18 protein-coding genes and 4 pseudogenes are annotated in these 21,049 nt (G+C 68.7%); 10 read left to right on the top strand and 12 right to left on the bottom strand.

What is annotated here, in order from left to right; genetic code table 11:
• Positions 1 to 73: 73 nt before the first annotated feature.
• On the top strand, positions 74 to 487 hold the full coding sequence (locus ACWEKM_RS31905) for a hypothetical protein (protein WP_451624742.1): 414 nt from the start codon (positions 74 to 76) through the stop codon (positions 485 to 487).
• Between the two features lie 144 nt (positions 488 to 631).
• The gene (locus tag ACWEKM_RS31900) at positions 632 to 796 is read left to right on the top strand and encodes a hypothetical protein (RefSeq protein WP_451624741.1); all 165 of its coding nucleotides are present in this window, start codon (positions 632 to 634) and stop codon (positions 794 to 796) included.
• 84 nt (positions 797 to 880) lie between these two features.
• On the opposite strand, the gene ACWEKM_RS31895 is transcribed toward ACWEKM_RS31900, so the two are convergent.
• Both ACWEKM_RS31895 and ACWEKM_RS31890 read right to left on the bottom strand, forming a co-directional pair.
• The gene (locus tag ACWEKM_RS31895; RefSeq protein WP_451624740.1) at positions 881 to 1,258 is read right to left on the bottom strand and encodes a toxin Doc; all 378 of its coding nucleotides are present in this window, start codon (positions 1,256 to 1,258) and stop codon (positions 881 to 883) included.
• Positions 1,259 to 1,261: 3 nt separating this feature from the next.
• On the bottom strand, positions 1,262 to 1,516 hold the full coding sequence (locus ACWEKM_RS31890; protein ID WP_451624739.1) for a hypothetical protein: 255 nt from the start codon (positions 1,514 to 1,516) through the stop codon (positions 1,262 to 1,264).
• A gap of 431 nt (positions 1,517 to 1,947) precedes the next feature.
• Here ACWEKM_RS31890 and ACWEKM_RS31885 point away from each other — a divergent pair, with 431 nt between their 5' ends.
• The 5 genes and pseudogenes from ACWEKM_RS31885 to ACWEKM_RS31865 all read left to right on the top strand — a co-directional run bounded on the left by ACWEKM_RS31885 (position 1,948) and on the right by ACWEKM_RS31865 (position 6,766).
• The gene (locus tag ACWEKM_RS31885; RefSeq protein ID WP_451624738.1) at positions 1,948 to 2,157 is read left to right on the top strand and encodes a hypothetical protein; all 210 of its coding nucleotides are present in this window, start codon (positions 1,948 to 1,950) and stop codon (positions 2,155 to 2,157) included.
• Positions 2,158 to 2,233: 76 nt separating this feature from the next.
• Positions 2,234 to 2,920: a restriction endonuclease gene (locus tag ACWEKM_RS31880; protein ID WP_451624737.1), complete on the top strand. Its 687-nt coding sequence runs from the start codon at positions 2,234 to 2,236 to the stop codon at positions 2,918 to 2,920.
• Between the two features lie 312 nt (positions 2,921 to 3,232).
• The gene (locus ACWEKM_RS31875; protein ID WP_451624736.1) at positions 3,233 to 4,486 is read left to right on the top strand and encodes a hypothetical protein; all 1,254 of its coding nucleotides are present in this window, start codon (positions 3,233 to 3,235) and stop codon (positions 4,484 to 4,486) included.
• Between the two features lie 829 nt (positions 4,487 to 5,315).
• Positions 5,316 to 5,702, top strand: coding sequence for a hypothetical protein (locus ACWEKM_RS31870; RefSeq protein WP_451624735.1), 387 nt, complete (start codon positions 5,316 to 5,318; stop codon positions 5,700 to 5,702).
• A gap of 222 nt (positions 5,703 to 5,924) precedes the next feature.
• A pseudogene (locus tag ACWEKM_RS31865) lies at positions 5,925 to 6,766 on the top strand (IS5 family transposase).
• On the opposite strand, the gene ACWEKM_RS31860 reads toward ACWEKM_RS31865, so the two are convergent.
• Positions 6,690 to 7,124: a hypothetical protein gene (locus ACWEKM_RS31860; RefSeq protein ID WP_451624734.1), complete on the bottom strand. Its 435-nt coding sequence runs from the start codon at positions 7,122 to 7,124 to the stop codon at positions 6,690 to 6,692. The pseudogene ACWEKM_RS31865 and the gene ACWEKM_RS31860 sit on opposite strands and share 77 nt — an antisense overlap.
• Positions 7,125 to 7,558: 434 nt before the next feature.
• Here ACWEKM_RS31860 and ACWEKM_RS31855 point away from each other — a divergent pair, with 434 nt between their 5' ends.
• From ACWEKM_RS31855 to ACWEKM_RS31845, 3 genes and pseudogenes are all read left to right on the top strand, one after another.
• On the top strand, positions 7,559 to 8,077 hold the full coding sequence (locus tag ACWEKM_RS31855; protein WP_451624733.1) for a hypothetical protein: 519 nt from the start codon (positions 7,559 to 7,561) through the stop codon (positions 8,075 to 8,077).
• 45 nt (positions 8,078 to 8,122) lie between these two features.
• Complete coding sequence (locus ACWEKM_RS31850; protein ID WP_451624732.1) at positions 8,123 to 9,175, top strand: outer membrane protein assembly factor BamB family protein; 1,053 nt, start codon at positions 8,123 to 8,125, stop codon at positions 9,173 to 9,175.
• 436 nt (positions 9,176 to 9,611) lie between these two features.
• Positions 9,612 to 9,809, top strand: a pseudogene (locus ACWEKM_RS31845) (hypothetical protein); the annotation flags it as partial.
• A gap of 46 nt (positions 9,810 to 9,855) precedes the next feature.
• Here the strand turns inward: ACWEKM_RS31845 and ACWEKM_RS31840 are convergent.
• From ACWEKM_RS31840 to ltrA, 9 genes and pseudogenes are all read right to left on the bottom strand, one after another.
• Positions 9,856 to 9,921, bottom strand: a pseudogene (locus ACWEKM_RS31840) (hypothetical protein); the annotation flags it as partial.
• An 82-nt stretch (positions 9,922 to 10,003) separates the two neighbouring features.
• Positions 10,004 to 11,011 (bottom strand): recombinase family protein, encoded by a 1,008-nt coding sequence (locus ACWEKM_RS31835; protein ID WP_451624731.1) that lies wholly within the window; start codon positions 11,009 to 11,011, stop codon positions 10,004 to 10,006.
• 271 nt (positions 11,012 to 11,282) lie between these two features.
• Complete coding sequence (locus ACWEKM_RS31830) at positions 11,283 to 11,693, bottom strand: MerR family transcriptional regulator (protein ID WP_451624730.1); 411 nt, start codon at positions 11,691 to 11,693, stop codon at positions 11,283 to 11,285.
• Entirely contained in the window at positions 11,690 to 13,162 is a 1,473-nt protein-coding gene (locus ACWEKM_RS31825) for a DHA2 family efflux MFS transporter permease subunit (protein ID WP_451624729.1), read from the bottom strand. Before ACWEKM_RS31825 ends, ACWEKM_RS31830 begins: the two co-directional genes overlap by 4 nt.
• A complete protein-coding gene (locus tag ACWEKM_RS31820; protein WP_451624728.1) occupies positions 13,159 to 13,743 on the bottom strand; it encodes an NADPH-dependent FMN reductase in 585 nt (194 codons plus the stop codon). The genes ACWEKM_RS31825 and ACWEKM_RS31820 overlap by 4 nt, the downstream gene beginning before the upstream one ends.
• A 258-nt stretch (positions 13,744 to 14,001) precedes the next feature.
• A complete protein-coding gene (locus tag ACWEKM_RS31815; protein ID WP_451624727.1) occupies positions 14,002 to 17,046 on the bottom strand; it encodes a Tn3 family transposase in 3,045 nt (1,014 codons plus the stop codon).
• A 688-nt stretch (positions 17,047 to 17,734) separates the two neighbouring features.
• Positions 17,735 to 18,772, bottom strand: a pseudogene (locus tag ACWEKM_RS31810) (FAD-dependent oxidoreductase); the annotation flags it as partial.
• A gap of 349 nt (positions 18,773 to 19,121) precedes the next feature.
• Positions 19,122 to 19,286, bottom strand: coding sequence for a hypothetical protein (locus ACWEKM_RS31805; protein ID WP_451624726.1), 165 nt, complete (start codon positions 19,284 to 19,286; stop codon positions 19,122 to 19,124).
• Positions 19,287 to 19,376: 90 nt separating this feature from the next.
• Positions 19,377 to 21,049 (bottom strand): group II intron reverse transcriptase/maturase (gene ltrA, locus ACWEKM_RS31800; RefSeq protein WP_451624725.1); only part of this gene is annotated, 1,673 nt, incomplete at its 5' end.

Genomic DNA, 21,049 nt, shown 5'->3' with positions numbered 1-21,049 from the left:
CGCTAACGACTGGCAGTCGACGCACACGGGATCCTTGGCTCATACGACCTTGCATCCGATATATGGAGGCTCTATGAAGCGCAGGACGGGCGTGCTCGCCACAGGAGCAGCTGCGTTCCTTCTGGCCGTCGCGGTGGCTACCCCCGCCGAGGCGGCGGAGAGTTCGGGTTGCTTGACGAGTGATGACGGGGCTCGTGGCTACTGGGAGGGCACCCCGCAGGACCCGACTCTGGTGGATCCCCTGCATCTGGCAGTCCTGGACACCAAACGGGACGGACGTCACCCAGCCATTCGCTTCGTCACCAAGAACTACATCGGAAGTACCACCTACTGGCCCTGGCACCACAATTACGACGGCCATCCGAACTGGAAAGACTGGTACGGCCGGGCTCAGAGCAACGACGGTATGTTGCGTTGGACGGTGCAGGTGGCGAACTTCGACGGCAGCACACGCCGTAGCCTGTGCACGGCCGAATGGCAGAGCTAACCTCGATCTTTCGCTAGAGCCCGCGCCAATGCGACCGCTGCGCACGACCGCACCAAGGACGAGGACCGGATCGCGGGCGCCGCCGCCGACTTCGTAACCGCGCAGACCCGAGCGCAGCGGGCCGTGGAACGGGCAGAAAGGAGGATGGCGGAGCTGACCGTGCAGGCCGCCTACGAGACGGTGCGCCGGGCCACGCTGCCGCCGTCGGCCGAGCTGGAGCCGCTGTGCGAGCTGCACGACAAGGTGGTGGCGCAGATGAAGGCCCACAACGTCGCCCGGCAGCCGTGGACGAAGCGCAAGAACGGTTGAGAGGGCAGGACGGCGGAGCCACCAGCTGACGACGACCGCGGCGGCCAGGCAGTGGCGGGGCGGGGCATGCCGGCCCGGGCGTGATCAGATGCGCCAGTGGCGGATACGTTCGGCGCAGGTGAACACATCCGCCTGGCCAGCCCGTACCGCGTGGGCGAGGTCGATGAAGCCGCCGTACGGCTCGGCGAGTCCTTCGCCGGAGGCCTGCATGTAGGAAATCGCCACGAGGGCGGCGAACGTGGGGTTGCGCGCGGGCAGCGGGCGGACACTGACGATCTCGTGGAACAGCGAGGCCGCACGCCACGAGGCGTCGGGCAGGTACCCGAGCCTGGGAGTGTTGACCCTGTGGCGGGCCACCGCGGCGACCAGACCCGAGAAGTCGCTCACCTCGAGGGCCTTGGGAAGGAACTCGGCCTGCTGCTCCAGAAGCCATGCCACATCGATGTAGAGTTCGGGCGGCATCGCTCAGGCGGCCTTCGCCCCGGAGTGGTCAGCGGCGTCGGGTTCCTCGTCGGGGAACGCGGCCGCGAACTCGTCGACCAGGCCGGACTTCATCAGCTCCCGGAAGCGGGCCGCCGCCAGTTCCAGACGCGGATCGCGCTCGGCAGCTTCCGTGAGCAGCGCCGTGACAGTCGTCCGCTCCGCCTCGGCGCGAAGTTTGAGGCGCTCGGCCGTCTCCGGGCTTACCCGGATTGTGATCTTCTCTGTCTTCTCACCCATGCACCGCACTGTACGGCACGTGCCATACAAAGGGCAGGGGCTGCACACGGCACGGAGAGGCCGGCGGTATCTGCGCGGCAGGCGGCGGGCGGGGAGGTGTTCTCGGCCATTGCGGGTGGGGACTGGGCAGCGTCATCCGTCGCTCGTGTGGGCAGAGGGTGTGTGGCTCAAGATCTGCAAGGACGGGCAGAAGATTCGGATCCGCGAAGTGGGCGCTCCGGCAATCACGGCGATGCCCCCGGAGACCTTTGCGTCACCGTGCACGTCCACGGCTGATCCGTCGCGCGGTATTCAGCCAGGCCCGATGGCTTTGTGCCATTCGTTGGCAACCCGTCTCCGACATCACTGGGGCGCCGCTACACAAGAAGGCTGGGGCGGCGTTCTGCCGTCCCGGTGTAGCGGCGGCCGGTCGGTGGGGGAGGTTGGGACGGTTGCTGACCATCAACGTGGCGGTGCTGCTCGCAGTCATCGTCGTCTGGCGGCTGCGGCGGCGCACGGAGGCCCGCAGCCGCTTCGACGAGAAGCTGACCGTCGTCATCGTCCTGGCGCTGGGCGTCCTGATTGCACCTACCCCGGCGGGCCAGGGGATCTTGAGCATTCTGGGACAGCTTGCGAGCGGCGTCACCCAGGCCAGCCGATGAGCCCCCGCACGCCTACGGGCCGGACGGCGCCTGTCGGCGCCCACTGCGGGGCACGGGTCTGGGGAGCGGGGGAGTGATGGCGGCACGTCGGCGGCGCCGGCGCTTGAAGAATCGGACGCGCAGGCAGCTGCAGGGCTGGGGTGCGGTGGCGGCGGCCGCTGCGGTGTGGGTGGCCGGGCACTGGTCGGTGGTGTGGCCCGTCCTGGTGGCCGTGCTCGCCGCGGCTGTAGTGGGCGGGGCCGGATGGGCGCTGTGGCGGGCGCACCGTCGCGCGGTCGGCCAGGACCGCGCGTGGCGGGCGCGGGAGGAGGCCCGGGCGCGGGAGTTGTCGATGGCTGAGGTCGACGCGTTGTCGTGGCAGGAGTTCGAGATGTACGTCGCAGATCTGTGCCGGCGGGACGGCTGCACGAAGGTCGTTGTCAGCGGCAAGAGCGGCGACCTGGGCGCGGATGTCGTCGGTTACCTGGCCGACGGCCGCAAGTTGGTCGTTCAGTGTAAGAAGTATGCGCCGCACCGGAGCGTGTCCTCGCAGGACATGCAGAAGTTCGTCGGCACCGCCCGTCCCGAGCACGGCGCGGACGTCGCGTTGTTCGTCACCACCTGCCGCACGTTCACGAAGGCCGCGCTGGGCCTGGCGCTGCGCCAGGACATCGTGGCCCTGCACCGCGACCTGCTGGGTTCCTGGGTCAAGGGCGCCCGTCTGGAAACCCTGATCCCGCTGAACGGCAGCGGCGGCGGCGCCAGGCGGCGCCCCTCTGCCTGACTGGGCGGGCTGCTGCTGGGCATCTCCACCACGTGCGAGCCGACCTCCACCACCGGCCCCACCGAGGTTCCCCGATGCGGTTTCGCCACATCTTCCTCGGCCGGGTACCGCTGTCCTGGTCATCGTCCGCCCCGTACGTGTGGGGAGCGACAGCTGACAGGAGACAGCACTGTCGTGCAGCCGAACGGTCGGCCGACTACCGCATCGATTTCAAGGCCATGAGCGGTACAGCGTGCGTCTCGATTCCGTCGTGTCGTTCGTGCGGGGGTCGGGTACGGCTTTGGCATCGGTCATGGCGGGAGGGGCCACGGGGTGGGGAAGGCGAGCCGGGGCAAGCGGGAGCGGACCCGGGACCAGGCCGGGCAGTGGACGGTATCCGACGCGGCCCGGACGGCGCAGCGGATGCGCCGGGTCTCGTTGACGAGCCTGTCCGGTAACTCGTGGGTGCAGATGATGCTCGCCAACAACATCAACAACGTCATCAGCGAGCTGCAAGGGGTGCTACTGCACAGCAACTTCACGGACGTGGTCAAAACTGACGGCCTGGAGTGGCAGGCGGCCATGTCCATGGTGCTGGGCAAGCAGGGGCTCAGGCCACCATGGCCCCGCTCACCGGGTGAGGCGGCCTCGTGGCAGGTTCGTCAGATCGAGAAGCTGCTGCGGCAGGCGGAGGTCTTCGTCGTCTCCCCGGCTGCGCACGCCGCGGTGATGGCTGCGGCCGCCACCCTTGAGCCGGCCGACCTGAGCACCTTGGACCGCGACCGCGACATCATCGTGCCGACGGGGCTGCTGGTGCTGCCCGAGCCTGTCGTGGTCGTCAACCGTGCCGGGTCACTGTCGGATACCGCTGCGTTCGGCTGGCAGTTCGTCACGCAGCACCAGATGCTCCCCACCGCGCAGTACGCGGGTGTGCGGGTGACCACGTTCATGGACCGCGACGGTCCCGTGCAGCCGGCCGAGTGGCGGCTGGCGGTGTCCACGGCCCGGGCATCCGGCACCCCGTTCCCGCCGCTGGTGCCGGACGGCATGTACGGGATGCGGGGGGATGCCTGCCTGGCGGAGGAGAGCAGCGAGACACTCGCCGATTTGTCCGAGCAGCACCGGCAGATGCAGAAGGCCCTGACCCACGCCGCCCAGTGGCGTGCGCAGGAGGTGCCCGAGACGGGCGAGTGGGGCGGGGGCCGTGTTGACGATACCTACGACGACTTTGCCGGACGCTACATGTTCGCTTTCTGGCGGCTGATCGCCCAGGGCATCACCGCCGCTGACCGGCCCCGGACCGCTTCCCCAGCGCCGGCAGCCACGAGCCGCGACGCTGGCTCCGCACCGCACGATCCCGAAGTACGGATCATCCGGCTCGCCGCTCCTTCCCCGCGTGCCACGGATCCAACCGCCAAGAGGAAGGCGCTGGTCTACCACCACCGGTGGCCGGTGCGGATGCACAAGGTCCGGCAGTGGTACCCCAGCCGTCAGGAACACCGGGTGATCTGGCGCGGCCCATACATCAAGGGACCTGCAGATGCCCCGCTGATGATGGGGGAGAAGGCCCACTTGGTGGGCTCGTAACTGTGGCAGAGTGACAGCAGGTGCGAGGCGAGCATGGACCGACCGGGATACTCGCCCGGCTGAAGAGAGTGCCGCTAGCCAAAGTATGCGTTCAGTGCGGATATTGCGTGCTCTGTGACGCATGAGACGGTTCCCGGTGCCGGAATCGGTCAGGGCCGGGCGCAGCGGCCTCGCGTTCGCGCGTCACTGTGCTCACCGTGGTCGCCATCACGGGGCAGCCCCTGCTTCAGCGCTGCCTGCCGATGAACGCATGCCCGCCGGCACCGGACGGGCGGGGTCGCTCGGGCAGCAGGGCGGGGACGATGACCGCGACGGGGTCCTCGGCATCGCCTCGGCGACGGTGCCGGGCAGTCGTCGAAGAAGACGTGGCCGTGCTGCCGCAGGCCAGGCATATGGAGAAGTTTGTCAGGGTCCAGCGGCACCGCGGCGCTCTGCGTCAGGTCTGCGAAGAGGGAGCGTGCGCACTCCCGGCTGATGGGCATGGCCGGATGGTGACGGCCGCCCACTGACAACGCCTACCGGACTGCGCGTCGTTGCCGGTCGATGCCGGTGAAGCCGTTCGGCGACTACACCGACGCGCCTACGATGCGGTGGTGCGAAACACGAAAGCGTTCAAGGAAGCCGTTGCCCAGACGCTCGGAGCTGGCTCACCGGGGGGTGACGCTCGCACCGTCGACGGTTGAGGACACGATCGAGAAGAACATCAACACGGTGGCAGAGCGGCTGAGAATCCAGGTGCGCTCCGCCTGGCGGTACTTCGGCGGCCGCCCTCGCCGACCGCCTCGCCCACAGCGCGCACGCCTTCGAAGAGAGCAGCAGCGAGAAGGGCGTGGGCCAGGCCCCGATGCCGCCGGTCGACAACCCTGAACTCGCGCTGGTCCTCGCCGGTGTCCCTGACTCCCTGGCACAGACCGGCGGTGACCTGTATGCGGTCATCGTCAACGTGGCGGTCAACGCCTGGACGGCCGGCCACATCCACGGCGAGGACGGCTGCACCGGATGCGACGGCAGCCGCGGCCCGGCCGGACACGACTGGCAGGCCCGGATGCGCACCATCACCGAGCTGTGGCATCAGCAAGTGGTTCGACCGCGACGTATGGACTCGTGGCCATGTATCTCAGTGTGGGTGTCGTTTCGAGGTGACGCCGGGAGTCACCTTCTGACCGAGTCTGCGATGTCGGCTTGTTTTGAGAAGCCGTATTTCTATCGATCATGAGGACGGTTCAGATCGAACAAGTTTCTTGGCCGGGTGATCTTGGTCGGGTGGAGGCATGAAGGCAGGACCTCTTGGTAGCTCGATGCTGCGACGCGTACGAGCACCAGGGAGGCCCTGTTGTTCCAGTCTTGCGTGACGGTCCCGGTCCCGTCCAACTCGGCTGCTCTGTCGTGTGGTTGCCTCGCGCACCGGTTCGGGAACGCGGCTGATCGTCCGACCAGGATGCGCAGGTATCCGTCGGACATGACGGACGGACAGTGGGCGGTGGTGCGGGACGCGCTGCCCGTCCCGGCGTGGCTGGAGGGCCGGGGCGGGCAGCCCGAGAGCTACTGCCACCGGCAGATGCTGGACGCGATCTTCTATGTCACGGACAACGGGATCAAGTGGCGGTCCATGTCGGCCGACTTCCCCGCGTGGGACCGCGTGTATGCCTATTTCCGCAGGTGGCGGGGCCAGGGGCTGGTGAAGGAGTTCCACGGCCGGCTGCGCGGCCAGGTGCGCGTGGCCGATGGCCGCGCGGCGGAGCCGACGGCGGCGGTCATCGACTCACAGTCGGTCAAGGGGGCGTCGGTGCCCGCCGCGACGCGGGGTTATGACGGCGGCAAGAAGATCAACGGCAGGCGCCGGCGCGTCATCATGGACTGCCTCGGCCTGCTCCTGGTGGTGCTGGTGACCGCGGGCAACGTCACCGACCGGCAGGTCGCCCGCGTCCTGCTGCCCCAGCTTCGCGAGCAGTTCAGGAGGATCACGCGGTGTGGGCCGACGGCGGCTATCGCGGACGGCTGGTCACCTGGGCGAAGGAGAAACTCCAGCTCACCCTGGAGATCGTGAAACGCAGTGACGACATGAGCGGGTTGGTGGTGCTGCCGAGGAGGTGGGTGGTGGAGAGAACACTGGGGTGGCTGATGCGATCGCGGCGTCTGGTGCGGGACTTCGAGACGCTGCCCGCCTCCAGCGAGGCGTTCATCTACTTCTCGCAGGCCATGCTCATGAGCCGCCGCCTCGCCCGCCGGACGACGTCGCCGTCGGGGCCGGATCACTCGCGGTGGGCGGTCGCGGCGTGAACCGACCGGTCGGTGCCGCCTCCAGCCGGCCCCGCGCGGCCAGGCGTTTCGCCTTCGAGCGCACCCCCTCGATCTTCGCAGGCACCGTCTCCAGCCCCAGCCGGGCGGCGAGTTCCTTCGCCGAGACCCCCTCACCGCCGATGGGCTCGGCGTCCACCAGCTCGACGATGCGCCGGTAGTCCGCCGAGAGCGCCTCCATGGGCATTCCGGCCTGCCGGTGCGGCACAATCGAGCCGGCGACCGGGGCGGGTGGCGCTTGAAGAGGCGGTTCGGCCGCCGCCTGCCGCGGAGCACCGAGAAGCACGTCCCCGGTCACCGACGCAGTAGCCAGGGTCTCGGCGAGTTCCTCCCGGGCCAATCACCCCACGCTCCAACACCCGTTCCGCTGAGGCCAGTTCGGCCAGCACCCGCTCGGCTTCCGCGCAGAGTTCTTCCGCCCGTACCCGGGCGGCCGTCTCCCGTTCCTCGAACAGCCCCATCACGGACGTCACCGCTCAACTCCCGATCATCGAGAACGAATTCATCGTCCCGACCATCCCGCAGATGCGGCGGACCCATGCCGGACCAGCAGAAACTCAACGCTCACATCCGGAAAGACAACGACTTCTGAAGTCACCGAGGGTCTTGCAGTGGGACGGTGGGATGTGCTTCTGCCGCTGGGAGCCTTATGGGGACGCCACAGTCGAAGGGCGATCTCTATGCCGCGATCCACCGTGACTACCGCGCCGGCATGTCGCAGCGGGCTTGGCAACGCAAGCACAACGGCGTGCCGCTCTGTCGCATTATGAGATCGTGCGTGTTCAACTTTCTTATCAGCCCAAGGACGAGCGGCAGGCCTCGTCCCTCGCCGCCGCGCTGGCGCGGGCCGGCGCCGACGTCGTGCCAGGTGCCGACTCCGACGTGGCCGGGACGGCCGCCGTCGTCCTGCTGTGGTCGTACGCCGCCGAGGCCGCCCGGGTTCCCGCCCGGGCGGAACACGAACGCGTCGTGCCCGTCCGCCTCGACGACTGCCCACTGCCGCTGCCGCTGAACCGACTGCCCCAGGTACGGCTGGCCGTCGGCGTGACGGACGCGGCGGCGGCCGCGATCGCGCGCCTCGCCTCGATGGCCGCGCCCTCCGGCGAACAGGGGCTCGAACTCCCTCGGGTCATCAGTGACTTCGGCTCCCTGGGCCAGTACGAGACGTGCCCTCGGTGCGTCGTCGGCAGTGACCGGCTACGCCCCTACGTCACCGTCGACCACCTCGACGACCGCGCCCTTCGCCTCGTCATCTGCGGCGCGTGCGGCTGGCAGGACTACGGCGACCTCTGACGAACCACACCGACCCGACCTGAATCAGGCGACACGGGAGCCCACATGACCAGACGAGACCGGCATCCGCAGGAGGGGATACGCCCCTCCGGTTCCCCTCCCGGCGGAACCGTTCTCTGGCGGACACATATCGGCGGGCGCATGAGCGCGGCGGCGAACGTCACCGCCGGGACCGCCTACATCGCCGCCCCCAGCCACGGGCTGACCGCCGTGGACCTGACCGACGGATCCATCCGCTGGACCAATGTCGAAGCCGGGTTCGTCGCCCCACCCGCCGTCGTCGGCGACACGCTGTACTCCGCCGGTTCGTTCGGGGTGTTCGCCCTCGACACCGCCGACGGCAGCGTCCGCTGGAGGAAGCGGTCGGGACTCTCCCCCGCCCAGCCCGTCGTCGCGAACGGGCTGGTGCACACCATCCACAATGGCCAGTGCGTACGGACCCTCGACGCGGTGACCGGCCGCCGACGCTGGACGACGAAGTACCGGCCGGACTATCCCTACGACGGAGCACTCGTACTCGCCGACGGCATCCTGTACGCGGGCACCCCGGACGGGCATGTGCTGGCACTCGCCCCGGTCACGGGCAAGCCGTACTGGAAGCAACGGGTCTCCGGCTGCGTCAACACTGCCCCGCTGGTGCACGGCGGCACGCTGTACGTGAACAACGGGCGGGGTGAACACGTGCTCGCCCTCGACTCGGCCACCGGCACCCAGCTCTGGCGCACCCTGCTCCCCACCCCCTTCGGAGCCCTCCACACCACGCCCGCGATCGACGGCAGCACGCTGTACGTCGGCTGCCGGGACGGCAGGCTGTGGGCCCTCGACGCCGCCACCGGCGCGGTGAGATGGCACGTCCCCACGGGTGGTCGTGTCGACTCCTCGCCCTATGTCTTAGACGGCACGGTGTACTTCGGCAGCGAGGACGGCCATCTGTGGGCGGTCGACGCGGAGAACGGCCGGGTGCGGTGGAAGGTAAGGACGGCCGGGGAGGTGCACTCCTCGCCGGTCGTGGTGAACGGAGTGGTGTACGTCGGCAGCTTCGACGGACACCTGTACGCGATCTCGGCGTCCCCGCCCCGCGGAGGAACGGCGCGGTAGCGGTCAGGAGGCCGGGATGCCCGCCGGACGGCGGGGCAGTCGGAGCGGGCCAGAGCGCCGGGCGAGTACAGGACGCTCACCCAAGGCAAGTGACATCAGAACTCGGTTCTGGCACAGATCTTGGGGAGCGGTCGCAGAGCATCACCGCGGTGTTCGATTGCGAGGGCGCGGACTGGCGTGAGACCGCGTCCGCTTCCTGCCTCACCACTCGAAGTGACGCTCCGTCAGGTCTGTGCCTGGCCCTCCTGGAGGCAGCGGTGAGCGGTGACGGTGCTGACCATGCAGGCCGACACAACATTCTGGGACTCGCTCGTGTTCGACGGCATCGACGACGTAGATGTCTAAGCGGTGAGCGCCGCTTTCGGTTCGGTCGACGTCACAGCCAGAGGCCAGGCAGCCAGCATGTCCGGACTGCGGACGCTTATCGGGCCGGGTACACGACTCCTACCAGCGCAGCCTGAAGGATCTGCCGCTCGCTGGGCAGAGCAGCTGTGCGTCGAGGGACTGCCGGGCAGCCCAGGCGCGGGCATACCGAGGCGGACGTGCCCGACTGACTCGGCGCCGGCGCTCACCGGCCGGGGCAGCTCGGTCCACACCGACCCCGGCTTGCGTACGGCCGGGGTCGGCACGCTGAGCACCTTGGCGAGCTGGGGCACGAGGCGGAAGCGGGCGGTGTGGTATTGGATGGCCACCTTGCCCTTGGTGGTGCGGCAGGGCGAGCCCGCCGGTGCGGCGCAAATGGACATCGGGCACTCGTACGCTTCCACGCGCTTGAAGTCGGCCCTGTTCTCCCGAAGCTACGGCGAAGTGACAAGTAGCTCTCTGTAATCAGAGTGACGTTCGGTCAGGGGTAGCGGGGCGGGGTCCGGGAACTTCGCCGACCTGGAGGGCGGCGAAGTCGGCGTGGGCCTGTTCGACGGCTTCGGGGTATGCCTCGCGCTTGGCATGCTCGGCGAGCGCCCGGTAGATGCTCGCCACCGAGGGGTTCTGCCCTTTGCGCTTGCCGGTGGGGATGATCAGGTCGGGCTGGATCTGCTCGACGGACTCGCCGCCAGCGCGGCGCCGGAGCACGGTGTGCAGCATGTCGTCGGTGATGACCGGGGGCCGGCCGCCGTGCTTGCCCTTGCGGGCTGCGGTGTCGAGCCCTTCGAGCGTGGACTCGCGGATGTTCTCCCGCTCGGTCTCCGCCATGGCCGCGAAGAATGCGAACAGCAGCTTCCCTGGGCCGGTGGGGTCGTAGATGCCGGGGAGGGGCCCGGCGAGCATCTCCAGGACCAGGCCGTGCGCGGTGAGGTGGTCGGCGAGCGCAGTCAGCTCGGCGGCGTCGCGGCCGAGGCGTTTCATCTCGTACACGGTGAAGATGACACGGCAGTGCGGGGCGTGCGCCTTGACCTCCCGCGCCGTCCTCAGCGCCTCCTCGAACTTCGGGCGGACCCGCACTCGGGTGCTGATCTTCTCGCTGAAGATCTTGTCCCTCGGGATGCCGTGCTGGCTGAGCGCGTCGAGCTGGGAGTCGAGTTCCTGCCCGAGGGTCGAGCACCGCGCGTAGCCGATGCGGATGTCCGCGCTCGGCAGGTCCGGGTCGATGGGCGCAGGCGGTGGGGTGCCCGGCCGCCAAAGCCGGCCCGGTCCGCGGTCGGCCGGGGTAGGCACCCGCAGCGCCTTCTTCAGCCGGGGCACCTTCGTGAAGCGGCGGGTGTGGTAGGCGGAGGCGACGGCGCCGCCGCGGGAGCGGCACGGCGAGCCGGGCTGCGCGTCGCACTTCGGACAGGCGTGCTGTTCGACGTCGTCCGTGTCCGACTGGTCGGACACGGAAGGTTGCTGAGGGTCCGTCATGGGCCCGGATTTTCGCACAATGCAAGTCTCAGAAGGGGGTCTGCCCCGCTTTTGAGTGAGAACAGGTTCTGCGAACGAATCCGGGATCGGCGGGGGTCTGACGGCCCGTTATTGATCTTGCTCGCGCAAAGGATCATTTGTGAGAGCCATGCTGCGTGTCCGCGGTCTGCTGCGCAGCGGTCGGCGTATCCATGCACGGAGCTACGGCCGGTTCGCCTTGCGGGGCTCGACGGGGCCGGCAGACGGCACGACTCGCCGGAGGTCGGGCATATCAAGGCTGTGGCCGACTCTCTGAGGGGTCGGACCGCAGGAATTCGAGGGATTCCAGTGCGTTCACAGTCGCTTGAAGCTGGCTGATTCGGACGCGGCCGATGCGGACGAGTTCTTCCCCCGCGGCAATCCACTGCCCAAGATGGGGTGAGAGGGGCGGCACACCGGCGAGGATGTCGGCGCTCTCCTTGAGTGTGATTCCCACGCGTTGTGCGGCGAGTGCGAGTTTGATCCGGCAGATCGCGTCGACGGTGAAGCGGCGGGCGTTGCCGCTGTTCCGGTAGCCGCTGATCACGCCGTAGCGCTCGTAGAAGCGGACGGCGTTGGCCGTTACCCCCGCGGCCCTTGCTACCTGTCCGACCGTGAGTGAGGCGTGGCTCGATTCGCGGCCGGGATGTTCGGTGATGGTCATGGTGTACGTCCCGCGTTCGCTGATGAGTCCTGCCGGTCCAGTATCACGGCGGTGCGGCGTGGGGAGCGCAGCCTCACGACCAAGGCAAGCGACATCACGATGAGGGCCGCCACGTAGGTCAGCCGCTGGGAATCCACGATGGTGGCCGTGTCGGCGGATCTGGCCGCTGTTCCCGCGTCGGCCAGTGCCGAGAGCGACCCGCCGCCGGTCGTCACGCCGGTCAGCACCGTGAACAGCGCGCTGACCGCTGCGGTGCCGATACCGTTCGCGATCGTGCTCACCAGGGACAGGATCGCCGAGGCCGAGGCCAAGTCAGGGCCGTTGAGGTCGCGGCTGGAACTGGCTATCGTCGGCATCATGATCGCGCTGGTGCCCGCTCCTTGGAGGAACCCGAGCAGTCCGAGCATCAGGTAGGGGGTGTCCGGCCGGAGGATGACCACCTGGACAAGGCCGGAGCCGATCGCGAGGCCGAGCCCGGTGCCGACGACCAGCCGGGGACCAAGCCGTTCCAGGCATCGGGCAGCGACCTGCAGACTGATTCCCATGCCGACCGCACCGGGAACCATCAGTGCCGCCGTGACCGATGCGCTGTCCGAGCGCAGGATCTGTACATAGGCGGGCGTCAGCACGACCGTGCCGAAGTAGGGAGCCGCATAGAGGGCGAGGATCGCGGCGCCCCGGCCGAACGTCGGATTCCGCAGGAGGCCGATCCGCAACAGGGGTTCAGGATGGGTCAGCGCCCGGCGCGAGAACACCGCTACCAGTACCGCGCCGATGGCAGCTGTGCCGATGCGCCCCCAGGCCGGGCCCTCCTGGGCGCTGATGCCGTAGGCCACCGCGGCAATGCCCGGAACCAGGAGCATCGCTCCGAGCAGGTCGAGCCGGACCCGCGGTCCGTGTGCGCCATCGGCTGGCAGCCAGGCCAGCACGCCGGCAGTGCCCAGCAGCGCAAGCGGCACGGTGATGAAGAACAACGGCCGCCACGACCCGGTGTCCAGGAGCAACGCGCCGAGTATCGGGCCCAGGATCGGTCCGATCAGCATCGGCAGGCCGGTGACCGCCATCATCCGGCCGCGGCGCTCGGGCGCGACCGCACCGAACCCGATCGCCATCCCGAGGGGCGTCATCAGGCCACCGCTGAGGCCCTGTGCCGCTCGCGCGGCGATCAGCCAGGCTAAGCTGTCGGCCGCTCCGGCGGCAGCCGAGGCGGCCGCGAAACCGACCAGCGCCCCCAGATACACGCGACGGGCTCCCCAGCGTGCGGCAAGACCGGCGGCCAGCGGCATCGTCGCGACCATCGCGAGCGTGTACGCGGTGATGACCCACTGGACGGACGTCAACGACGTACCGAACGTCACCATTAGTTGGGGGAGCGCCACCGCGACGATCGTGGCGTCCAGCACCGCCATCAAGCCGCCCGATGCCAGCACGATCGCGGCGCGCAGTTCCGGTCCTGTCAGCCTGTTCATGCCCGCCGGACCGGATCCGCGAGCCGAAGGGGGCGCAACGCCCGGGCCCATATGCGCAACTCGTTCATCGTCGCATGCAGTGCCTGCGCCGTACCCGGTGGAGGAACGAATCGGCCGTCGTCGTCAAGGTGTTCCCACGCCATCGGTAAGAGAACTGATTCCCGGACAGTGGTGGCACGCAGTTCCGGGAAGACCGTCCGCAGTTGCTCGATGGCTCTGATGCCGCCGGAACCGCCGTATCCGACGAACGCGACCGGCTTGTACGCCCATTCTGTGAAGTGCCAATCGATCGCGTTCTTCAACGGGGCCGGGAAGCTGTGGTTGTACTCCGGCGTGAGAAACACGAATCCGTCGGCGCTCGCGAGCCGACCAGAGATCGGGGATGCGGCCGCCCCGCCCGGCTGCATCTCGTGCATCGGCAGTGAGACCGCAGCAAGGTCGATCACGTCGAGGTCGACCCAGTTGACCGCGGCGAGCTCGCGCTCCAACCAAGCGGCGAGGGGATCAGCCAGCCTGGGCCTGCGCACGCTCCCGATTACCACGGCGATCCGGAACCGTCCGTTGAGGTTGTCTTCCGTCATGGCATCGACGCTAGATATTCACCCATAGGCGAACTCAAGCCGTGAGGCAATCAGGGCCGGGCACGGCCAGCAGCGACAAGCAGTGCTGGCAGGCTTGAAAAGTCGCGTACCTGCAGTGGCGGCGCCACCGCCTGGAGTCCGTTGCCATCGGCTTGTGGTACATGCCGGGCATGGCGGCCGAGCGCCTGGTGCGCTGCCCTGTGTGCTATCACTTGTTTGCATCGCGCTTGGCCAGGCCCTTACCGGGTGGGCGGGTCTTCAGGATTCCGACCCGCCCGCACCGTCCGCCGCCGATCGGGCCGCTTCCGCCTCGGGCGGGGTTCGAGGGCCGGGGAGCATGGGCGCCGCAGTTGCGAGGGCGAGGTGGGAGTTCATGTCCAGCTCGAACCGGCCATAGGGATTCACGTGCGTCCAGAACAGCGGGGACAGGGCCCGCCGGTCGGCGTCGGTGAGCCGCTTGTGCCACTTCTCCTCGCTCAGGATGTCCTGGAGGAGCAGGGTGTTGACGTGCACCAACGCCGACTGGAGCAGGTGCAGCGCCAGCATCGAGACCGCTTGGCTCTCCTTGTCGGAGCCGGTCAGGTCGCCGTCCTTACCGTAGAACAGGTCGTGGTTGGCGGAGTTCCAGTTCTCCACGACCTGGAGGCCGTCGTTGATCTCGCGCCGCAGATCCACGTCGGCGAGGTAGTCGCAGATGAACGCCGTACGTACCGCCCGCCCGAGTTCCTCGATCGCCCGGTAGGTCGGGTGCTTCGGGCCGCCGCGGGTGAAGCGGCGCAGGACCTGCTCGGCCTCGGCGGTACCCAGGCGCAGGGCGGTGGTGTACTTCACGATCTGGTCGTACTGCTGGCGGATCAGGTCCCAGTCGATCGTCTTGGTCGACAGCACAGGCGCCAGCCAGGGCCAGGTTTCGTCCTCCCCGGCCGCCGGCCGGTACAGCCGCGCCGAGCCCACGTTCTTCAACCTGGGGAGCAGGTTGAAGCCAAGCATGTGAGCGAAGGCGAAGCCGACGATGGAGGCGCCGTGCGTGTCGGTGTACTGCCGGTCGATCTCCACGTCCGTGCAGTGCCGCAGCACGCCCTCGATCATCGCGGCGACCTCGGAGGCCGAGCAGGATTTGAGCTGGCTGTAGACGCACAGCGACTTCTTCTCGACGTGCCAGTAGATCATCACTCCGGGGCCGCGGTACCGCTGGTGCCACTCGGTCATGAAGTTCGAGCTCCAGGAGCCGAACTTCTTGGAGTCGCTCGCGCAGGCGGTGCCCTCGCCCCACCACGCGGCATCGCGGGCGGCGAAGGTGGCGTTGACCAGCCGCACCAGCGCCGAGCGCAGGTTGGTCCGGTTGACGAACAGGTGCCGCACCCGGCGCAGCACGGCCTCGCTCTCGCCGTGTTTGCCGGTGACCGCGACACGCTTGATGCCCATGTTCGTCCCCAGCGCGAACAGCGCCAGCAGCAGCCGGCGCCGCAGCACCGCCTTCGGGACCGCCTCCCTGGTGGCGACCGAGGTGAACTCGCCGGTGAAGCCGGTGGCGAACTCGGCCTCCTTGAGGATGTCGATCAGATCGATGGTGCCCCAGCGGCGTTCGATCTCCGCCTTCAGCGCGACGAGGTTCTCCGGCTCCTCCTGCTTGCCCAGCGGCGAGACCTTGATCCACGGCTCGCCGTGCTTCTTGACGATGTCCACCCCGCCCGTGGTGCCCAGCTCCAGCGCCGTGTCGAAGCGGGTCAGGGCCTCGCGCAGCCTCTTCTCCAGGGCCTCGATGAACTTCTCCGGGTCCTGCGGCTGGCGGATCGCGTCGTAGTGCACATCGCGGTTGTCCTCGAAGTCCGGCGGCAGATCGTCCTCCGGGTTCTGCCACCGGTTCGCGCCCGGCACCCAGATCTCCCGCCGCCGCAGCGCGTCCCGCAGCGCCACGAGCACGCACAGCTCGTACGGGATGCGCTCGACCCGGCCGCGCTCATCCACGACCGCCTTGCGCCACTCCTCGCGCACCACCCCGGCCAGCGGGATCTTCTCCGCCTCGTCGAAGAACGCGCCCTCCTTCGCGATGGGCTGGTCCAGGTACCGCTTGAGCAGGTCGATGGCGTCCATCACCGGCCGGTAGGCGGTGTTGTTGCACTTCAGCTCCAGCGCGTTCAGCAGCGGCGAGAGCATCCGGCGCCAGTGGTTGAAGTACGAGGAGCGCAGCACCGTCCGCACCCGGGCCCGGTAGCGCGCCTCGTTCGCCGCGGCCTCCGCGGCGAGGGCCTTCAGCGTGGACTCCCCGGCCACCGGATAGATCACCTTGCGGACCGTGCCGCCCGGCTCCGCCACGGCCGCCTCCGCCAGCCGCAGCAGGATGCCCTCCTTGCCGCGGACCCGCTTGAGCTCCTTGTTGAACTCGCCCTCGACCTTCTTCTCCGCTCGCGTGTTGATCTTCTGCACGAGCTGGATGAACAGCTCCACCAGCGAGTCGGTGATCTCGGTCTCCCGCACATGGCACAGCGTCGACAGCAGCGTGTACCGCACCGTCCCGGCCGCCGCCCGCAGGTCCGAGGGATACTCCTTCGCCGCCCGCGCCCGCCAGGCCGCCACCAGCTTCCCCGACACGTCCCCGAACAGCTCCGGCGGAAGCTGAAGCCCGCGCACCCGCTGGAGCTTGTTCACCTCCGCCAGCAGGCTGTCCAGCCCCAGCGCACCCGGGTCCGCCTTCAGCTCGGTGAAGAACGTGCCCCCGCCACCCGCGCTGTCCGCGTCCGTGTCGGCGTCCTCGGCGATCAGGTCGTCCAGCCGCGACCGGGTAGCCGCCGACAGCCGGCCCACCGTGGTCGCGCAGAACCGTTCCTCGAAGGTGCTGACCGCCTTGCCGACCAGCCGGGCGATCTGTCCTGGGGCTGGCGGCTCCAGCCGGTCCTTGCGGCAGCGGGTCACCACCGCCTCCGCGAGCCGGTCCCGGTTCAGCTCCACCCCGCACAGCTCCACCGCCAGCCACTCGGCGAGCTGGGCCTGGTCCTCCTCCGTGCACTCACGGAAGCCGAACGCGCCCCGGATCTCCATCCGATGCCGCTTGATCGCCCGCCCCGACCAGTCGTACGCGGCCCACTCCTCCGCCGCCACCTTCACCTGCTGGGCGACGTACGACACCGCCGGCACCGGGATCTCCCCGGCGTCCTCCGGGAACCGGGCCTCCACCTCGAAGAACTTCAGCAACAGCGCGAACCCCAACCGGTTCGCCCCCGACTTGTTCCGCAGCCGCTCCTGGTCCTCCTCCAGCAGCGTCCAGACCTCGATCAGGTCCTCCGGCTCCCACTCCTGCCGCACCCCGGGCTCCTTCCGGTTGTCATGACCGGACCAACCTCGCCGAGCACGGCCCTCGATAAGTCCAGAAGATCAAAAACGCTGACAAGCACACCACGAATCCGCTACAGAGAGCTACTTGTCACTTCGCCGTAGCTTCGGGAGAACAGGGCCAAGTCGTCGGTCATGACGCGGAGCCTGTTCCTACCCCCCGGGACCTTCGATCGTCCCGGTCGGGTTCACCAGAACAACGTCTACGGCCGGAACTCGCTGCTGTACGAGTTGAGCCAGTTCACGAAGCGTGCCGTTGTTCGGGTGCTGGGCGAGCAGCTTCTCGGCATCGACCGTCAGCACGAACCGGGCGTTCGCGTAGCGACTGACGCCGCACTCCCGCCCCCTCGATCTCGCGCACCGCTCGCTCCAGCTGAGCCTGGAACATGTCCGCAGGGGCACCGGTCGGGAGTGCACGCTTCTTCCTGGACGGACGCCCGATTCATTCAGCTTTAGAGGTCTTCATGCCGTGATCCTCTGAATGATTCATGGAGAGCGAGACGGGCACCCGGAGTGCTTCATGAGGGTGTTTCAGGCGTCCAGTCTTTTGCAACAACTTATGAAACATGATCGCCGCAGGTGGACCGCCAGGCGGCCGGGTGTTTCATGAACGGCCATCTATGAAGCACGGCGGTTCGTGCAGGATCCGCGCAGAGAGTGCTCAGGTGCAGTTGCGCTGGTAGGCGGCGAGGAGGAAGAGCCAGATCTCGCTGACGGTCGGGAAGCAGGCGAAGGCGTGCCTGAGCCGCTTGAGCGGGACCTCGCCGGCGACAGCGACGGTCGCCGAGTGCAGCAGTTCGCTGACTCCGGGGCCGACGAAGGTCACCCCAAGGAGGACTTCCCGGTCGAGGTCGACCACCACCCGCGCGTGGCCTCGGTAGTTGTCGGCGTAGAGGTTGGCGCCCAGGGCGGCGTTGAAGTCGAGGTCGACGGTGTGGATGCGGTGGCCGGCCTGGACCGCCTGGTCGGCGGTCAGGCCAACGGCGGCCGCTTCGGGGTCGGTGAAGAAGACCTGGGGCACGGCGTGCTGGTCGGCGGTGGTCGCGTGGTCTCCCCACGGGCCGTCGTCGAGGGGGCGGCCTGCGGCGCGGGCGCCGATGGCGTCGCCAGCGGTCCGCGCCTGGTATTTGCCCTGGTGGGTGAGCAGGGCCCGGTGGTTGACGTCGCCGAGGGCGTACAGCCATGCGCCGTCGACTTCACGGACCAGGCCGGTGGTGTCCACCTCCAGCCATGTGCCGGGCGTGAGGCCGACCGTCTACAGGCCGATGTCGTCGGTGGCGGGGGTCCGGCCGGTGGCGAACAGGACTTCGTCAGCCTGCAGTTCGCTGCCGTCGTCAAGGGTGAGGGTGACGGGCCCGGTGGGGTCTGGGCGGCGCACGGCGGTGACGTGGGTGCCGATCCGCACGTCCGCACCCGCCTCGGTGAGGCTGCGCGCGATGAGCTCGCCCGCGAAGGGTTCCATGCGGGGGATCAGGCGGTGGCGGGCGAGCAGGGTGACCTGGGAGCCCAGGCCCTGCCAGAGGGTAGCCATCTCGATGCCGACTCCGCCGCCTCCGACGATGGCGAGCCGGGCGGGCACGGTGCTGGAGCCGGTGCCGTGCCGGTTCGTCCAGGGCCGGGCCTTCTGGATGCCGGGGACGTCGGGCAGGGCCGTTCGGCTGCCGGTGGCGATGGCCACTGATGAGGATCTTTGGAAACGGCCACCCCTGATCGGTTGTGTGGCCAAACCTGCTCAGTGGATCTCCCCACCTTTTTACGGGTTGCCCCGCGATTGATCTGGGGGTGTGCTGGCCTGGCGGTTCGGCTGGTGGGTGATTCAGCAGGCCGTCGTGCGGACGAGGACCAGTTCGGTGCTCGGCTTAGGGCGGCTGGGCCTGCGGGCCGCACGGTCGGAGACGAGGGAGGCGACGGCGCGGTGGGTTTGACCGTAGGTCTCGCGGCGTCCGGTGTATCGCTGGAGCGGGCGCCACTGGCGGTGCTCGGCGTTTGCGTGCTCGACGCTGATCCGGCGTGAGGACTGGCGACGCTTGGCTTCGCGCCAGCCGTAGTTACTCGGTCAGCGGCCCGTCGTCCCTGTCAGTGTCCTCCGGCTTCTTTGGCGGGGCCGAGACCTGGTCAGGGAACTCGTTGGCCAGGCCCCGGTATCCGTCGTCGACTTCGGCCCTCACGCCGGGGTGCCGGCGGAACTGCTCGGCGATGCCCTCGGTGCGCATCGCGGGTCGGGTAGCGGCGGCGCATTGCTGCGCCGCCGCCCCCTCAGAACCCGGCGTGCGCCGTTGAACGCACCGGGCTCAAGCAAGCCCCTATGGGCTCGCGGCGGGCAGAAGTGCTGGTCGGGTGCCGAGTCGGCGTCGGCAGTGCGCGTGCACGAGGCTGGGTGCGGCGGATGTGTCCGACGTTCCCGGTCCGCTGGTGACGATCGCCTGTCGGCGGGCCGCCTTGCGGATGACCTTGAGCCACTGCTCCCACTGGTCTGGGCTCTGCGGCTCATGGTCGGCGTGCAGCAGGAGTTCCCTGCAGAGCGGGCAGCGGCCGTGCTGGGCTTGGAGGAGCCGCAGTCCGGTCGCGCTCAACGGGGGTTTCCGGCGGCGTCGCCGCTGGGTCCAGTAGTCGGCCAGGGCCGGGTCATCCGGAGAAGCCCTGCCCTTGACCATCTGGTGTCGGACAATCTTCGTCCAGGAGAATTTGGCGAGGTAGGCGCCGCTGTCGCGGTCGCCGAACACCCACCGGTCGCGCCTGGAACGGTCGAACATGCCGAAGTGCCGGTCAACTACCCAGTGCCTCGACTTGTTCGGGTGGCTGCGTTTGGCCCACTTGTAGGTGAGCTTGAACGCGTAGTGGTCCAGCTGGGCATAGGTCCTGCTGGACACTGCCGTCCGGTAGTAGGCGGCCCAGCCCCGGATGATGGGGTTGAGCTTGCCGATCACCGCCTCGGCGTTGGCCCCCAGGAGGGCCCTCGTCTCGGCGGCGAGCCGTTTCCGGATGCGCCGCACGGCCGCCTTGCTCGGTTTGATCAGCAGCTTGCCGCTGCGATACCGGCGGATGCTGAACCCCAGGAAGTCGAACCCGTCTTCGAGGCGGACGACCCGCGTCTTGTCCTCGTTGAAGGTCAGCCCTTTGGGCCCCAGCCATGCCGCCAGCCGCGCCTTGACCTGGTGGGCCTGGTCGCGGCTTTCGCAGAGCGCGACAAGATCGTCTGCGTATCTCACCAGCACGGGGCTGCCCGGCACTACGTTCCCGGCATCTCTGCCGGTCGCGAAGTAGCGGACCCCGGCGGCCTCCTCCATCCCGTGCAGGGCCACATTGAGCAGGACGGGACTGATCACCCCGCCTTGAGGGCTCCCCTCTTCGGTCGGGGCGAACCGGCCCTGGTCGACCACTCCCGCCTTCAGCCACTGCTCGACCAGTCCCCTGGCGGGGAACGAGCTGAGCTGACGGAGAAGATGAGAATGGTCGATTCGGTCGAACGCCGCCGCCAGGTCCGCGTCAAGCGCCCACCGTCTGCGCGGGTTCTTCCCGCTGGCGGTGTTGAAGATGGCCTCGATCGCGTCGTGGCAGCCGCGGCCCGGCCGAAATCCATAGGATCTCGGCTCGAACCGTGCTTCCCACTCGGGCTCAAGTGCCCCAACCGCCACAGCTTGAAGTGCGCGGTCAGCGATCACGGGAATCCCGAGAGGGCGCCTGCCCTTGGCCTTGGGGATGAACACGCGTCGGACGGGCTTGGGAGTCCACGGCCGGGAACGGTGCTGCACCCAGTCGGCCAGCTCGGCCTTGGACTGGGGCAGCAGCGCCGTCCGCCCGTCGATCCCCGCCGTCTTTCGCCCAGCGTTGACCTCCGTCACGCGTCGCACGCTCAACAGCGTGTTGGCGCGGGAGCGGAGCATCAGTTTCTGCAGATTGCGGACCTTCTTGAGGTCCCCCGCCTGCGATGCCGTGAAGATGCGCTGCCGCAGCCGCCGTACGTCCTCTTCGACTT

This window comes from Streptomyces sp. NPDC004752 (genome assembly GCF_053601275.1).
The sequence above is the reverse complement of the archived record's forward strand: the minus strand, read 5'-3'. Positions and strand labels throughout refer to the sequence as shown.

Bases quoted from the DNA above. Each gene is read 5' to 3' on its own strand.
- ACWEKM_RS31880 (WP_451624737.1), top strand. From the start codon at position 2,234: ATGGCGGCACGTCGGCGGCGCCGGCGCTTGAAGAATCGGACGCGCAGG.
- ACWEKM_RS31820 (WP_451624728.1), bottom strand. From the start codon at position 13,743: ATGACGGAAGACAACCTCAACGGACGGTTCCGGATCGCCGTGGTAATC.
- ACWEKM_RS31830 (WP_451624730.1), bottom strand. From the start codon at position 11,693: ATGACCATCACCGAACATCCCGGCCGCGAATCGAGCCACGCCTCACTC.
- ACWEKM_RS31805 (WP_451624726.1), bottom strand. From the start codon at position 19,286: ATGCGCACCGAGGGCATCGCCGAGCAGTTCCGCCGGCACCCCGGCGTG.
- ACWEKM_RS31835 (WP_451624731.1), bottom strand. From the start codon at position 11,011: ATGACGGACCCTCAGCAACCTTCCGTGTCCGACCAGTCGGACACGGAC.
- ACWEKM_RS31850 (WP_451624732.1), top strand. From the start codon at position 8,123: ATGACCAGACGAGACCGGCATCCGCAGGAGGGGATACGCCCCTCCGGT.
- ACWEKM_RS31900 (WP_451624741.1), top strand. From the start codon at position 632: ATGGCGGAGCTGACCGTGCAGGCCGCCTACGAGACGGTGCGCCGGGCC.
- ACWEKM_RS31890 (WP_451624739.1), bottom strand. From the start codon at position 1,516: ATGGGTGAGAAGACAGAGAAGATCACAATCCGGGTAAGCCCGGAGACG.
- ACWEKM_RS31825 (WP_451624729.1), bottom strand. From the start codon at position 13,162: ATGAACAGGCTGACAGGACCGGAACTGCGCGCCGCGATCGTGCTGGCA.
- ACWEKM_RS31895 (WP_451624740.1), bottom strand. From the start codon at position 1,258: ATGCCGCCCGAACTCTACATCGATGTGGCATGGCTTCTGGAGCAGCAG.
- ACWEKM_RS31905 (WP_451624742.1), top strand. From the start codon at position 74: ATGAAGCGCAGGACGGGCGTGCTCGCCACAGGAGCAGCTGCGTTCCTT.